Source organism: Anaerolineaceae bacterium oral taxon 439, from assembly GCA_001717545.1.
Taxonomy (GTDB): domain Bacteria; phylum Chloroflexota; class Anaerolineae; order Anaerolineales; family Anaerolineaceae; genus Flexilinea.
In genome coordinates this window covers 1,444,640-1,458,692 of sequence record CP017039.1, presented here as the reverse complement: position 1 = coordinate 1,458,692, position 14,053 = coordinate 1,444,640, and the positions used below count along the sequence as shown (strand labels likewise).

The following is a 14,053-nucleotide window of genomic DNA, read 5'->3' as shown; positions in this document are numbered from 1 at the left end:
GGACCGGTCATATCCGCCGAGACGCTTTGCGCGGTCAGAAACGCTTCTTTTTCTCGGCCCGCGGCGGAAGCGGGCCGCTTTCCACGCTGCGGCCGTACATGGGTATCCGGAACATCGAGACGATAACGGAACGTTTCGGGTCCAGGAAGCGGCTTTGTATCCCGGGATCGAGATCCTGAAGCGGCAGGATCGTCGTCACGACCGTCGGCAGGTGCATCAGCGAGCGGTAATTCACGATCTGGAAGAGTTTTTCCTTCGTCCAGGGCGTCGCGTTCGCTGTATTTAAATGATCCAGAATTAAGATCGGCGCGTTCTTAACCGATTCGAATAACCGATCGAACGAGACCGACGACGTCGGGCTGAACGTCGCGCGCAGGTGATCCAGCAGCTCCGGGACGCTGACGAAAAGAACGCGGCCTGGATTCGTCCCCACCGCCTCGTTCCCGATCGCGGCGGCCAAATGCGTCTTGCCGGCGCCATGCGCGCCCGAAAAAATAAGCCAGCCCTGCGGCGAAGCGGCGAACGCCCGCGCCTTCCGAAGCGCCTGATCCAGCTCCGCTCGGGCGTCGGGGCCCAGGTTCTCAGCCTCGCGACCGTCAAAGTTCGAAAACAACCGGTCTGAAAGCTGATGAAGCGTTGAAATTGAATCGAACGCCCCGCCGTTGGAATACGGCTTCCGGTAATCCGGGACGGTAATCCGAATCTGGGTGACCAGCGCCGGATCGGAGAGCCGCGAAGCGATTCGGCCGTCAAGCTCGGATAGGCCCGCGTTCGTCGTGATCACGGTCGCCAGCTGGTTGACCGTCCGGTAATTTAAGATTTGAAAGATTTTTTCGCCCGCCCACTCGGTCCCGCTCTCCGCGCCCAGATCGTCAAGGATCAGGACCGGAACCATCCGGATCCGATCGAAGCGTTCCTGATATGAGTCGCTATACGCGGAATAGGAAGCGCGGAGCCAGTCCAGCAAGTCCGGAACCGGCTGGAATACGACGTCGATCCCGTCCGCCGCGACCTGATTCGCGATCGCGGCGGCTAAATGCGTTTTTCCCGTCCCGTACGCGCCGCTGAAAAGGAGCCAGCCTTCCCGCCGCGAAGCGAAATTCATCGCCGCGTTTTTCGCCAGCGTCAGCGTTTGCCGCTCCTCGGGCGAGAGCTGCCCCCTGCCGTCTGGATTGAACCGCTCAAACGTCATCTCCTCGTAGCCGCGTAAATTACTCCGGGAAAGAAGCGCGGAACGCCGCTCGCCTTCGGTTAGCCGCCTGCGGCAGCCGCAGGGAACGATCCGTCCGAAATCCGGATCGCCGACCGGCCGGTCGTACGATACAAAACCGATCCCATGACAAATCGGACAATCTACATCGCCGAGAGCGCCATATGAGCCGGCCGGAGACGAATCCGCCGCCGGCAGCATCGGCTCGATATCGCCGTAAATTCGTCGCAGCCGCTCAACGATCGTCTCTTTCGGTCCCATCTCGCCCGTTCTCCTTCCAGCTCATCAAAATCGCTTCAACGTACCGCCAGCTGCGGACGTTGCTGACGACCGCTTTTTCAATCGCGTCGGCGATCCAATTCGGTTTATACTTTTCTTCCGCGGCCCGAAGCCGATCCGCGATCAGCGGCGTCAATGGACCGATATTTTCCTCGTATAACGTATAGATATTTGGACGATCCAGATCGACCGTCCTCGACAGGTGCAAAAATGCGTCGGGGGTCCATTCGCCCGACGTCAGTCTGCGAACGGCGGCACGGCCCTTCGGACTGTTCAGGAAATAAAGCGTCCGCCCGCCGTAGTCGACGGTCAGAAATGTCCTGCGCTCCGCCGCTTTTTCGAGCCCAGCTCGAACGCGGGCCCTGGCGTTTTCCGCGCCGAACGCTTCGATCACGCCGGACAGCTCCAGGAAGTCGTCGATAATAATATAGCGCATATCGCCCACGAACTGATTCAGCAGGTAAAACCCGAAGAGCGTAACCTTTAATTCGTCCATGTCGTCGATCCAGGGGAGAACGTCCGAAAAAAACTGCGTCGGAATCGCCGTGACGCCGCTCTTGAAGCTCTGGAAAGGACGCGTAAGCTTATCCGCCATAATCGTTCATTCTGGCCGCGTTGTCGAAACGCGCTAAATTTTTCCGGTACACGAGGTCGATATCGCCGATCGGGCCATTCCGATGCTTCGCAACGATGAGCTTCACCAACCCCTCCAGCCCCTCCCCGGCTTCGCTGTCCGGCTGGTGCAGGAACATGACGATATCCGCGTCCTGCTCCAGCGACCCCGATTCGCGCAGGTCGGACAGCATCGGCAACTTATCCGCGCGCTGCTCAACCGAGCGGGACATCTGCGCGGCGGTCAGCACCGGAACGCTGAACTCCTTCGCAAGAATTTTAAGATTCCGAGAGATATACGATACCTCCTGAACGCGATTGTCTTTAAACAGATCCCCGGACATCAACTGCAGATAATCGATAATTATCAGGTCGATATCGGCTTCCCGCTTAAGCCGCTGCAGCTTCGAACGCAGCGCCATCGGGGTGATCCCCGGCGTATCGTCCAGAAAAATCTGTGAATCGCCGATCACGTCCATCGATATCAGGAGACTCTGAAGCTCGTCGGACGCCAGCCGACCGTCGCGGATTTTCCGGCTGTCGATCCCCGACTCCTGTGAAAGGAGCCGCTGCATGATCTGATCATTGCTCATTTCCAGCGAAAAGAAAACGACGTTCTTTTTAACGTTCAGCGCAGCGTGACGCAGGACGGACATCAGGAAACTCGTCTTCCCCATCCCCGGACGGGCAGCAACGATCATCAGGTCGGAGGGATGCATCCCGCCAAGGAGCTTATCCAAATCCGTGAACCCGGTCGGGAGGCCATGAAATTCCTCTTTCGACTGCGCCTTTTCATGCAGCTTGCTGAAAACCTGCTGAATGACGTCCTGCGCCGTTTCGAAACCCTTATTCGCCTGATTCTCGTGGATTTCGTAAAGCTTCTGTTCCGCCGATTGAAAAACCGTATCGAGTTCGGTCGATTCGTCCTTCGCGAGCGCGGCAATTTCCGCGGAACGCGCGACGAGCTGCCGCCGCGCGCTTTTTTCCTGGACGATCCGCGCGTAGGATTCCGCGCCTAACGAAGACGCAGTCTCGATCGTCAGCGACAATAAATAATTCTGACCGCCAATCTCCGCCAACCGGCCGACATCGCTCAGCCGCCCGGCGACGGTTGTCGGATCGACCGCCATCCCGTCGTTGATCAGGTCATGGATCGCCTGAAAAATCCACTGATGTTTCCGGAAATAGAAATCCTCGCTCCTGACCCGACGGCTGACGTCATAGAACTTTTCAGGATCGATCAGCAGCGACCCTAAAACGTTGACCTCAGCGTCGCGATTGACCAAGAGCAGCGCCGGACCGTCATCAGGCAGTCCCGCCGCTTCCTCCTGCAGAACCGTTTGGAACGGACGATCTTCCATCATCTTAATCAAATCGACGCGTCCGGGCCTGAATCGCCGGCCCCGTCCGTTAAACCTTCGCTATCCCCATCGACGCCTAACGTCTTAAGAAAATCGTCGAAAACGCTGAGCCCGGCAAGATCGATCGGCGCCGCCGGTTCCCCGCGATCGATCGACGCCGTTCGGATATCCGCTTCCGGGCGAATCGACGCGCTCTCAACGATCGCAGCGGAAACGAAAATCGAAACGTGCGATCGAACCGCCAGCGCGATTGCGTCGGAGGGACGCGCGTCCAGGCGCAGCGTCCGATCGCCGCTTTGAATGACAATATTCGCATAATACGTTTCGTCCTGAATCTTTGTGATTTCGACCCGCTGCACCTTGCCGTTCAGGCTTTCGATAACCTCTTTCAGCAAGTCGGTCGTCTGCGGACGGCTGACCTCGATTTCCTGAAGCCCGATAACGATCGTGTCGACCTCAAACGAACCTACCCAGATCGGAAGATAGATTTCGTCGCGAACGTCCTTTAGAATCAGCATACGCTGCTGCGTAGTTAAGCTAACATGAATACTGTCGACCGCATATTCGTTCCATTCGTTCATCCCAGGCGTCTCCGTTCATGTCCTTCCCGCTCACGAAAATCCGGTCGCTCTTCGCCGTTTTTTCAACCGGACAGGCCGAATTATGATAATCGACAAACCCCATCCTGAACGCGAAAATGTTATAAAGCTATTTTACCGCATTTGCCCGCTTGCGCTCCCTGACGGCTGCGGTTCAAAACAAGCTTCGCGCCGCTTCTTTTCCAGGCCTGCGCAAGTATCGCCTTCGCCTCACGAAACCGGATTTTTTAATCTGCCCGCCGCTCCCTGAAATAAAGATTAACCGGAAATCGGCTGCCGCTCTTTACCAATCCAATGGCCCGATAGAAAGCGTTAGACGCTTCGTCGTCTTCGTCCGTGATCAGGACGAACTGCCGAACGGAGGAATACTTTTCTGCAACCCGCGCCATCAATGCTTTCCCGATCCCCTGACGATAATACGATGGTTTCACGATCAGGTCTTGAACGTACAGAATATACTCGCTGTCCCCGATGCACCTCACAAACCCAACTAAATTACCCTCTTCAAAAGCGCCGAGAAGATAAAGCGACTGCTCGAAGGCTCTGGAGAGTTTTTCTTTATCCCCCAAATAGCTCTTCCACTGATTTTCCTCGTAGATACTGTACACTTCATTTATTAATTCCGATCGGAACTCCTTATATTCAATCATATGCTCACCCTATGATCTCCTCTTCTGGCGAATGATTTTCAAGCTCTTAAGGTATGCCTTTTGTTCATCCGTCATCCGGTAGCTTTCGACCGCCTTCTGGATCGCCTTGTTGTGCGTCCAGATATCCAACCGCTGATTCTCTATGTAAGGAAGCGCCATATCATACTGCTTTGCGAGCGCTGTGGCGAAGTACCAGGCGATCATCATATTAATGTAATATTCTTCCGATCTTATACCCGCGACCATCTCCATATATGCAATATCAACACCCTCATTCAAAAAATGTTCCATCAGCATTCCAATTGCGAATCTCACGGAATACGTCTGGGTCGAAGAAAGCCATTTCCCGACAGATTCGAGCAGCTCCGTGCGATGGCGTTTGAAGACCTTCGGCGACAGCTGGTCGCAGGTAGCCCAGTTATCAACAAAGGGCAGGAACAGACACACCTCATTTATGCACCGATCAAAATCATTCATCTCAGAAATAATGAACGCGTGAAGCTGGTTTTCATCAAAATACGGATGCGGGAGGGCGCGCAGGAATTCCGGAATATCTTCCCGCCTGATCAGCTGCTTCGCATACTTCCGCAATTCCGGCGTTCTTACGCCAATGATCCTGTCCGGATCCAAAGTCGGGATCAGTTTGGACTGAAAATCCCGGTACTTTTTATCCTGCATTTTAAAAAGTTCGGCTTCGATTTCATCTATGATCATGATTCGCATGCACTCCTTCTTCATCTAAATTGACTGGATACCATTGCATTCCACAGTGCAACGCTATAAGCCAACGCGCTGAAAGAATTATATCGGGAACGTCCGCTTCCGCTGATCGTCTACCCCCGCCCGAATATGCGCCTTGAAAGATTCGATTATCTCATTCGCGCCAGCCAACTGCTGTTTCTTTCTCCCCAACTGTCAAATTCGGGAGTATACCAGACAAGATCACCATTAAACAGGTGATCTCAGATTTACCTGGGTCAATGCGATCGTAGACTCACTAACCGTGGATTTACTTCGGCAATTAATTATTTTACCTTTTCAATTCACGTTGCCTGCGTTCCTCGCGCATGGGTTTCATTATCCACGCCCATTGTCCGAAAGAAATACTGTAAAATTAATCGAAATTTCGAACCGGGCTCTTTCGAGACGGCACTATTTCAAGAAGATCCGGAATATTCCGGGAGGAGACGCGCAATGTTGGATATGAATCTGATCCGTGAGAATCCTGAACTCGTCAGGACCGCGATGAAACACCGACAAATGGACAGCGAACCGGTCGATCGCGCGGTCGCTCTCGACGTCGAACGGCGGACAGTCCTGAGCGAGGTCGAAGCGCTGAAAGCCGAACGCAACGCCGCTTCCAAAGAGATCGGAAAGCTCAAGGATCCGAAAGAACGCGAAGCCAGAATTTCGGCAATGAAAAGCGTATCCGACCGAATCGCCGACCTCGACGCGAAGGTTAAAGCCGTAGAAGCCGAGCTCACCGGAATCATGGCGATGATCCCGAATATTCCGAACGCCAACGTACCGATCGGCGTCGGCGACACCGATAATCCGGTTCTCCGGACCGAAGGCACGATTCCGGCACCGGTTTACGATCTCCTGCCGCACTGGGAATTAGCCGAAAGATTAAATATCATCGACTTCGAGCGCGGCGTTAAACTGACCGGAAGTCGTTTCTACGTCCTCAACGGGGCTGCCGCCCGTCTCCAGCGCGCCCTGATTGCGTTCATGCTCAATCTGCACGCGAGCCAGGGATACGCCGAACGCTATACCCCGTTCATGGTCAAAGAGGAAGTTCTTTACGCGGCCGGTCAGCTTCCGAAATTCAAAGAGAACCTCTATCGGGATATCGAGGAAGATTACTGGATGGTCCCGACCGCCGAAGTCCCGCTGACCGGACTGTACATGAACGAAATCATTAGCGAAGAGAAACTGCCGATGCGTTTTACCGCGTACACGCCCTGTTTTCGGCGCGAGAAGATGAGCGCGGGACGCGACGTCCGCGGGATCAAACGAGGCCATCAGTTCGATAAGGTCGAAATGTACTGCTATTCGCATCCGGATAAATCCGCGGAAGAACTCGACCGGATGCTCGCCGCGGCGGAAGAGACTCTGAAACGGCTCGAACTTCCGTATCGGATCGTCGCGCAATGCACCGGAGATTTAGGTTTCAACGCAGAAATCTGCTATGATATCGAGGTCTGGGCGCCCGGCGTTAAGGAATGGCTCGAGGTATCGTCCGTTTCAAACGACGGCGATTTTCAGGCACGACGCGCCGGAATCCGCTTCCGCGATTCCGCTTCCGGGAAGCCCCGCTTTCTGCATACGCTCAACGGATCGGGACTGGGACTGCCGCGGACATTGATCGCCGTTCTCGAAACGTATCAGCAGCCTGACGGAACCGTCGTCGTTCCCGCGGCTCTGAAGCCATGGATGGGCGGAATCGACCGGATCACGGAAGAAAAATAACCAGCGCGAACCGCCATGCCAAATAACCAATCGCGCGCAAATCTTAAAATAAAACGCATAAACTGGTAAACTCTAATTACAATCGGTAGGAGTCAGCATCGCCTCGTCGCCGAGAGATTTATAAGGAAGAATTGGGGGTCACCTCATAACAAATGCGTCGAGAACGGATATCCGATAACGTTTACTGGTTTCAGAGCGAAGAGTACGCGCAGGTTACGGCGGGGGTCATCACAGGCCCGCAATGGGCGATCGTGGTCGATACGCTCGCTTTTCCCTTCGAAGCGAAAGCAATCCGTAAATTCGTCGTGGAAGAATTAGGCCTTCCGGTTCGTTATTTAATTAACACGCATTCCCATTCTGACCACGCGTGGGGGAATTGTTTCTTCCCCGGCGCAACGATCATCGCGCATACCAAATGCGCCGAGTATCTCCGAACCATTGGAATTCCTGCGCTCGAAGAAACGAAAGCGAAAAATCCGGAATTCGCGGAGTCTCATATCGTCATTCCACATCTGACTTTCGATATCGGCGAATTAACCCTGAAAGTCGGGAAGAAAAATATTACTGTCGTCCTGACCCCGGGGCATAGCGACGACGGGATCGGCGTTTTCGTCGAGGAAGACCGGATCCTCTTCGCCGGCGACAGCTTTTTAGGCATTCCCCAGTTTTCCGGCGGCTCGTACGAAGACAGCATCGCCACCATCCACAAAGTCGCGGCAATGGGGCTCGAAAATATTATTCAGGGCCATGGCGATATCGTGCTGCGCGGCGAAATCGACTCGGCCGTTGAAGAAAATTTAGCGTACCTGACGAAGTTAAAACAGATCGGAGAAGACGCGCTCAGGTACCGGAACCCCGCGATTTACCTGAATCAGTTCAGCATTGAATCCTGCGGAAAGTCACGTGTCCTGATCAGCGGACTGGCGACTTCGATTCACACCGCCAACCTGATCGCGATTTACAAACATTCGTTGGCTGAACTCGGACGTCCTGCGGATGAAGACCTGATCAACAACGACGAAGATGACGACGATTTCGGAGACTTCTTCTCTTCCGAAGAAACGCAGTACCAATCGGACGGAGGGGGTTATGACGATGACGCCGATTTCGAATACATAGATAACTACGACAAGCTCGACGATTTTTAATAAGGAAGACGGGACCCGCCGGACCAGGCTCCGGTAACGATTGAAGCCAGCTGTAGACGGGAAGGGGACAAGATGGCGGGAGTGATCATCCGGGAAATCCAGGTAAAAAGCGTCGTCACAAAATCAAATCTTCCGGTCAGCGATTATTCTGTCAACCCTTATACAGGCTGTACCCACGCCTGTAAGTATTGCTATGCCTGTTTCATGAAGCGGTTTACCGGTCATGCGGAACCGTGGGGCGAATTTCTGGACGTGAAGTTCTGGCCAGAGATCAGCAAACCGGAAAAGTACGCAGGCAAAGAACTATTCTTCGGCTCCGTCACCGATCCATACCTGCCGCAGGAGGAGACGTACCGGCGCACTCGGTCCCTGCTGGAACAGCTGCAGGGCGTCGACATAAAGCTGAGTATCCAGACCAAGTCCGACCTGGTGCTGCGCGATATGGACCTGATCAGGACGTTTCCGAACGCACGGGTGGGCTTTTCCATTAACACGCTGGATGAGAACTTTAAGGACGATATGGAGCAGGGAGTCAGTATCAAGCGGAGAATCGCGGCGATGAAAAAACTTCACGACGCGGGGATCCGCGCCACCTGCTTCATTTCGCCAATTTTCCCGGGGATCACCGACTGCGAGGCGATTATCGACCGCGTCAAAGACCAGTGCAACCTGGTTTGGCTGGAAAACCTGAACCTGCGCGGAAGCTACAAGCCCGTAATTTTGGACTATATCCGGAAGCGTCATTCAGAACTGAGTCCTCTATATGAAGAAATCTACAATCATGGAAGTCGTCTGTATTGGGAAACGCTCAACGCCGCACTCCGCGAATACGCAAAAAAGAACCGTCTGGAATATGTTCGGAATGACGATTCCATGCAGAAATCCTTTGACGCGCCGCCGACCCTTGTCAACTTCTTCTATCATGAGGAAATCAGGAAGTCCGCAAAGAAAAGAAATGGGCGATATCCCTGAACGTCCGGACGTTGGGAGCATAAAAAAACGGATTTCGGCCTGCCCTTTTACGCCTTATCTTATGGCAACGGACCATCCAGCCGATAATCGGCGGCCTGCTCAGGATAAACCGCGGCGATCTGCTCTTCGATTCGAAAAACAGCGTTCATCGCTCCGTAAATCAGGAAATTCGCGGTAAACAGGATGAACCAGAAGCCCAGGATCGGAAGCGTCAGCAGCGACAGCGGAAAGAAAAGAACGATTGCGATCCAGTACGCCGCTTGAAGAAGCGCAATTCCCAAAACCTTCCAGAACTCTTTCAAAAGGAACATCAGGCAGTTCTGAATCCCGACCGAAACCGTCTGATCCATGAGCGCCAGCAGGGGCCAGTATACGGAGAAGAACATCGTGAATAAAATCAGCGAAAAAAAGATAACGGCGACCGTCCAGAGACTCTGCCGGCTCATGAGAAGCGTCATTCCAGATAAGCTATACGAACCTAGCAGCAATCCGAATACCATCCCGGGAACGATCGAGGAACGCCAGTTCTGACGCCAGGCCTTCCGATAATTCTCGAACCAGCTCCCGGGCGCATCGCGCAGCGCACGGTAAACCGCGTCGTACAGGCCCGCTAAAAACGGCGCCGCGATCCCGCCGCCGACGATAAAAACCGCCAGGACCAACGCCGGGTTTCCAGTCCCGGAAACAAACAGAAACCCGATCCCCATCGGAAGAAAACCGAAAATCGTCAGCAGGTTCGCCTTGAAAAAAGCGCCGAAATACCGATCGGTCAGCTCCCGATAACGAAGAATTCCCGTTAAACGGCGACCTGCCTGATACGACGTTTGAACCGCGAATCGATCAAACCAGCCCATCGTTCTTTACGCTCCCGTCAAGTTATCCCAAAATTCATCCGCGGCGGCAAGATCTTCATCCGGAACCATGCCATGAAAACAGCGCCGCCCGATCGACAACGAATAGAACAATTCCGGAGCGGACGGTTCCAGGACGTCCCGTACAGCGAAACCCGCCTCTTCCATCAATGCGATCCGCTCCAATATCGAAAATACTGACAATCTACGGACCTGATCCGCACCCGCCGTTCCATTCGCGCCCGGGCAAGTTCCATCCGCAGTCTCCAGAATTCCGTAACTCGCCTGCAATCGCTCAAGATCCTCGCTCATAAAAAACACGCTTTCCTGCGATTCAATGTCAGCTGTCAAACGAATATCCGCAGCCAGTTGCGCCAACGCTGCGTCAGGGAGATCCCGCGGAGTCTCCAACAGATACGATTGAATCCGTACAATCGTCTTCCCGTCGCCGTTCCGATCCGGCGCGATCGTCTCGAATGCCATCTCCAGCATCCTGATCAAATCGTCCCCTAACGGCGCCCCGCCAACATAAGCGACCTGAAAATCCGGCGCATCCATCCGCGCATTCCAGCCCGACCGCAGCAAATCGGCCAGAATCCAGAGCAGGATCATTCCGACGATAACGTAGCCCTTATGATACGTCCACCAATTTTCCAATCTCTCCATGATCTTCACCGATTTTTTCCCGCGTCGTCCCGCCATAAGCGTACGTCACAGGAAGACAGACTAAGGAAGGACGTTCAGTGTGCCGCCGATCCAGAAGCAAATCCACGCACATCTCCGCCATCTCATTGACGGGCTGAACGATCGTCGAACATTCATACGCCAGATTACCGAATCGCCTTGCGCCATCATACCCGATGACCTGAACGTCTTCGGGAACCCGCAGCCCCATTTCTCTCAGCATTCCGATAATTATATAAGCTAAACGATCGGTTACACAAAAAATCCCGTCAATCCCCAGCTTTCCGCCTGCGATCCGTTCCGCCAGAAAAGCGCGGAACGCTTCATAGGATTCGCCGTCGGTCAATATCTTCATTTCAAAAGGCAACCCGATTTCTCTGCACTCATTTTCGAACCCAGCTTTCCGTTTATTCGGTTCATTTCGCAGGCTGGAACCAACCCGAAGAAAAGCAACCCGTTTACACCCCAGCTCAGACAGCTTCCGGGCCGCCAGCTCGCCTCCGGCGAAATTATCGCTGGCGACGACAGAAATCCCCGGATGAATCATGCGGTCGATGGATACAAAAGGCGTTTGCCCGTCAATCACCAGATCCGGGTTATACGTCAGCCCGATAATTCCATCGACTTTGTGCTGCTGAGCCATTCGAATGTATCCCTGTTCTGACGCGCCATTGTAATCTGTACAGCAGAGCAGCATCCGGTAGTTCCGTTTCAACAGGACGCGGTTCAGCTGATTCGCCAGCGCAGCGAAAAACGGAGAAACGATATTTGGAACCAGAAACGCGACGGAATACGTCCGATTCGTCCGCATCCCACGCGCATAGTTATTAACCTGGTAGCCTAACCTGTCGATCGCCTCCACCACCTTTCTCCGATAGGCTTCGCCGACTGGAATACCGTTAATAACCTTTGAAACCGTCCCTAAAGAGACCTGCGCCGCAATCGACACGTCCTTCATCGTCGGCGCTTTTTGCGAATGCTTCATTCCCTGGCCCCGTACAGCATAGATACCCGTCACTCCTTCTGATCCACAACCGCCTGCCCTGTCTTCAATTATACTCACGATCTCTCGCAAAATAAAATGAAACGATTCACGACATCCGCTAAACTACGCATCCTGACAGGATGAATGTAATATAAATAAATGACATATATCCGCTTCTTTATTTTCTATTCACAAGCCTGCTCTCCCGGGGATTCAGATCAATTGACGGCTGGTCAGGATATGATAAGATTGAATCAACACAGTGTAACGTTTCACGGAATCGGTGAAAACTCGCGTCAATCAATATTTTTTAGTCAAACAGACGAAAGGAGCGGTCATGGAGCCGACAGGCGCAATCGCAAATCGGAAAAAAGGCAAACTGAAAAACAGCGTCCTTCTCTATCGAATCTTAGACAACTGGCAGCTGTATCTGATGCTGATTATTCCGGTCGCCATAACAATTATCTATAAGTACATTCCCATGTATGGGATCCAGATCGCGTTTCGCGACTATACAGCGAGCCGCGGCATGTTCGGCAGCAAGTGGGTCGGGCTTCAATGGTTCGAGCGCTTTTTTACAGCTCCGAACTTCTGGCGAATGCTTAAGAATACGGTACTCCTCAGCTTTTTCAGTCTTCTCTGGGGATTTCCAGTGCCAATTATTCTGGCTTTGATGATCAATCAGCTGCGCTTCAAGCGGTTCCAGCGCATTATCCAGACAATTCTTTACGCGCCGCATTTCATTTCTATTATGGTTATCTGCGGTATGATCAGGATTTTTCTAAGCCCATCAGGAGGCCTGATCAACCTTATCACCCAATCAAACACCGATTACCTCTCGCACGCATCCGCATTCCGAACAATCTATATCGCATCCGGAATCTGGCAGGACGCCGGCTGGGGCATCATCGTCTACATGGCGACATTGGCCAACATCGACGTGTCTCAATATGAAGCCGCCAAAATCGACGGAGCTTCGCTCCTTCAGCGGATCAGACATATCGATATTCCGGAGTTGATGCCAACGATTATGCTCATGCTGATCATGAGCGCAGGAAGCTTAATGAACGTCGGATTTGAAAAAGTCTGGCTACTCCAGACAAACCTGAATAAAGCGACCAGCGACGTTATTTCAGTCTACGTTTATCAGCAAGGGATCGAAAACGCAAAATACAGCTACTCGACAGCAGTCGGCCTTTTCAATACGGTTGCGAATATCATCCTACTGATCGTCGTCAATCGGGTTGCGTCCAGAATGTCCGACAACGTTAGATTCGTATAAAGGAGCCCGAAATGAACCAAGCCGCTTCAAGCTCGTCCTCACGCGTACCGTCCGGGTTATCGGATCGGGCCAGCGATATTATCCTGATCGTAATCTGTACAATTATTGTACTGCTGGTTGCGTATCCTCTCTACTATGTCCTGATAGCGTCCGTTTCCAACCCTTACGACGTTTACGCCGGGAAAACCTTTCTCATTCCAAGCGAACTCACCTGGACCGGATATCAGGCAGTTTTCGCCGAAAACAGCATCGTTACCGGCTATCTTAATAGCATCAAGTATACGATTATCGGGACCTTTTTCTCCGTTACGATTCTCTTTCTGACCGCCTATCCGCTGAGCCAGACAGCCTCGAAAGACCTGCCGGGAAGAAAATTCTTTAATATTTTTTTCATCATCACAATGTATTTCGGCGGCGGACTGATCCCCACATATTTAGTCGTCCGCCAAACCGGGCTGATGAATAATATGTGGGCGCTGTTTATTCCCGGCGGCGTAGCGGTCGGGAACATGATCATCGTCCGGAACTTCTTTGATAACAGCATTCCGCGCGAAATCGTCGAAGCCGCCGAAATTGACGGCGCTTCGAAATGGATAACGTTCACAAATATCGTCTTGCCCCTGAGCCGCCCGATTATGGCGGTTATGGTCGTTTTCTCCATGGTTGCGTATTGGAACGATTGGTTTACGGCGATGATCTATCTTCCCGGCGTTGAAAAAGCTCCGCTTCCGCTGGTGCTGCGCGGGATCCTGATCCGAAGTTCCGCGACCGCGTCGCAGGCAAGTACGATTTCCGGCGGATTCGCAGAGCTGAACAAAATCACAGAACTGATCAAGTTTGCGTCGATCATCGTCGCGGCCGCTCCGATGCTGATTTTTTATCCTTTTGTACAGAAATATTTTGAAAGAGGATTTATGGCAGGCGCGATTAAAGGTTAATCGCCGCCAA

General features: G+C 53.0%; 14 protein-coding genes. 5 read left to right on the top strand and 9 right to left on the bottom strand.

Annotated features, from left to right (window positions below):
- Positions 1–34 precede the first annotated feature (34 nt).
- The 6 genes from BEQ56_06550 to BEQ56_06525 form a co-directional block, all read right to left on the bottom strand.
- A complete protein-coding gene (locus BEQ56_06550; GenBank protein AOH44440.1) occupies positions 35–1,192 on the bottom strand; it encodes a hypothetical protein in 1,158 nt (385 codons plus the stop codon).
- A gap of 253 nt (positions 1,193–1,445) precedes the next feature.
- Positions 1,446–2,084: a hypothetical protein gene (locus tag BEQ56_06545; GenBank protein AOH43165.1), complete on the bottom strand. Its 639-nt coding sequence runs from the start codon at positions 2,082–2,084 to the stop codon at positions 1,446–1,448.
- Positions 2,074–3,393: a replicative DNA helicase gene (locus BEQ56_06540; protein ID AOH44439.1), complete on the bottom strand. Its 1,320-nt coding sequence runs from the start codon at positions 3,391–3,393 to the stop codon at positions 2,074–2,076. The genes BEQ56_06545 and BEQ56_06540 overlap by 11 nt, the downstream gene beginning before the upstream one ends.
- Before the next feature lie 77 nt (positions 3,394–3,470).
- Positions 3,471–4,043, bottom strand: coding sequence for a hypothetical protein (locus tag BEQ56_06535; GenBank protein ID AOH43164.1), 573 nt, complete (start codon positions 4,041–4,043; stop codon positions 3,471–3,473).
- Positions 4,044–4,288: 245 nt separating this feature from the next.
- Positions 4,289–4,711 (bottom strand): hypothetical protein, encoded by a 423-nt coding sequence (locus BEQ56_06530; GenBank protein ID AOH43163.1) that lies wholly within the window; start codon positions 4,709–4,711, stop codon positions 4,289–4,291.
- A gap of 9 nt (positions 4,712–4,720) precedes the next feature.
- Entirely contained in the window at positions 4,721–5,425 is a 705-nt protein-coding gene (locus tag BEQ56_06525) for a DNA alkylation repair protein (GenBank protein ID AOH44438.1), read from the bottom strand.
- Between the two features lie 480 nt (positions 5,426–5,905).
- Here BEQ56_06525 and BEQ56_06520 point away from each other — a divergent pair, with 480 nt between their 5' ends.
- The 3 genes from BEQ56_06520 to BEQ56_06510 all read left to right on the top strand — a co-directional run bounded on the left by BEQ56_06520 (position 5,906) and on the right by BEQ56_06510 (position 9,303).
- The gene (locus BEQ56_06520; GenBank protein AOH43162.1) at positions 5,906–7,183 is read left to right on the top strand and encodes a serine--tRNA ligase; all 1,278 of its coding nucleotides are present in this window, start codon (positions 5,906–5,908) and stop codon (positions 7,181–7,183) included.
- 152 nt (positions 7,184–7,335) lie between these two features.
- On the top strand, positions 7,336–8,331 hold the full coding sequence (locus tag BEQ56_06515; GenBank protein AOH43161.1) for a hypothetical protein: 996 nt from the start codon (positions 7,336–7,338) through the stop codon (positions 8,329–8,331).
- A gap of 72 nt (positions 8,332–8,403) precedes the next feature.
- Positions 8,404–9,303: a radical SAM mobile pair protein B gene (locus BEQ56_06510; GenBank protein ID AOH43160.1), complete on the top strand. Its 900-nt coding sequence runs from the start codon at positions 8,404–8,406 to the stop codon at positions 9,301–9,303.
- Positions 9,304–9,362: 59 nt separating this feature from the next.
- Here BEQ56_06510 and BEQ56_06505 read toward each other — a convergent pair whose 3' ends face one another.
- From BEQ56_06505 to BEQ56_06495, 3 genes are read right to left on the bottom strand one after another with little or no spacing between them, the layout of a single operon-like run.
- Positions 9,363–10,157 carry a hypothetical protein gene (locus tag BEQ56_06505; protein ID AOH43159.1) on the bottom strand — a complete coding sequence of 265 codons (795 nt, stop codon included), beginning with the start codon at positions 10,155–10,157 and terminating at the stop codon, positions 9,363–9,365.
- A gap of 6 nt (positions 10,158–10,163) precedes the next feature.
- Complete coding sequence (locus BEQ56_06500; protein AOH43158.1) at positions 10,164–10,811, bottom strand: hypothetical protein; 648 nt, start codon at positions 10,809–10,811, stop codon at positions 10,164–10,166.
- Positions 10,786–11,823, bottom strand: a complete 1,038-nt coding sequence (locus BEQ56_06495) for a transcriptional regulator (GenBank protein ID AOH43157.1) — start codon at positions 11,821–11,823, stop codon at positions 10,786–10,788. Before BEQ56_06495 ends, BEQ56_06500 begins: the two co-directional genes overlap by 26 nt.
- A 337-nt stretch (positions 11,824–12,160) precedes the next feature.
- On the opposite strand from BEQ56_06495, the gene BEQ56_06490 reads away from it, so the two are divergent.
- Entirely contained in the window at positions 12,161–13,105 is a 945-nt protein-coding gene (locus tag BEQ56_06490; GenBank protein ID AOH43156.1) for a sugar ABC transporter permease, read from the top strand.
- Positions 13,106–13,116: 11 nt separating this feature from the next.
- Complete coding sequence (locus BEQ56_06485) at positions 13,117–14,043, top strand: sugar ABC transporter permease (GenBank protein ID AOH43155.1); 927 nt, start codon at positions 13,117–13,119, stop codon at positions 14,041–14,043.
- Positions 14,044–14,053 lie beyond the last annotated feature (10 nt).

Bases quoted from the DNA above. Each gene is read 5' to 3' on its own strand.
- BEQ56_06495 (AOH43157.1), bottom strand. From the start codon at position 11,823: ATGAAGCATTCGCAAAAAGCGCCGACGATGAAGGACGTGTCGATTGCG.
- BEQ56_06510 (AOH43160.1), top strand. From the start codon at position 8,404: ATGGCGGGAGTGATCATCCGGGAAATCCAGGTAAAAAGCGTCGTCACA.
- BEQ56_06535 (AOH43164.1), bottom strand. From the start codon at position 4,043: ATGAACGAATGGAACGAATATGCGGTCGACAGTATTCATGTTAGCTTA.
- BEQ56_06515 (AOH43161.1), top strand. From the start codon at position 7,336: ATGCGTCGAGAACGGATATCCGATAACGTTTACTGGTTTCAGAGCGAA.
- BEQ56_06545 (AOH43165.1), bottom strand. From the start codon at position 2,084: ATGGCGGATAAGCTTACGCGTCCTTTCCAGAGCTTCAAGAGCGGCGTC.
- BEQ56_06520 (AOH43162.1), top strand. From the start codon at position 5,906: ATGTTGGATATGAATCTGATCCGTGAGAATCCTGAACTCGTCAGGACC.
- BEQ56_06525 (AOH44438.1), bottom strand. From the start codon at position 5,425: ATGATCATAGATGAAATCGAAGCCGAACTTTTTAAAATGCAGGATAAA.
- BEQ56_06505 (AOH43159.1), bottom strand. From the start codon at position 10,157: ATGGGCTGGTTTGATCGATTCGCGGTTCAAACGTCGTATCAGGCAGGT.
- BEQ56_06490 (AOH43156.1), top strand. From the start codon at position 12,161: ATGGAGCCGACAGGCGCAATCGCAAATCGGAAAAAAGGCAAACTGAAA.
- BEQ56_06485 (AOH43155.1), top strand. From the start codon at position 13,117: ATGAACCAAGCCGCTTCAAGCTCGTCCTCACGCGTACCGTCCGGGTTA.
- BEQ56_06550 (AOH44440.1), bottom strand. From the start codon at position 1,192: ATGACGTTTGAGCGGTTCAATCCAGACGGCAGGGGGCAGCTCTCGCCC.
- BEQ56_06530 (AOH43163.1), bottom strand. From the start codon at position 4,711: ATGATTGAATATAAGGAGTTCCGATCGGAATTAATAAATGAAGTGTAC.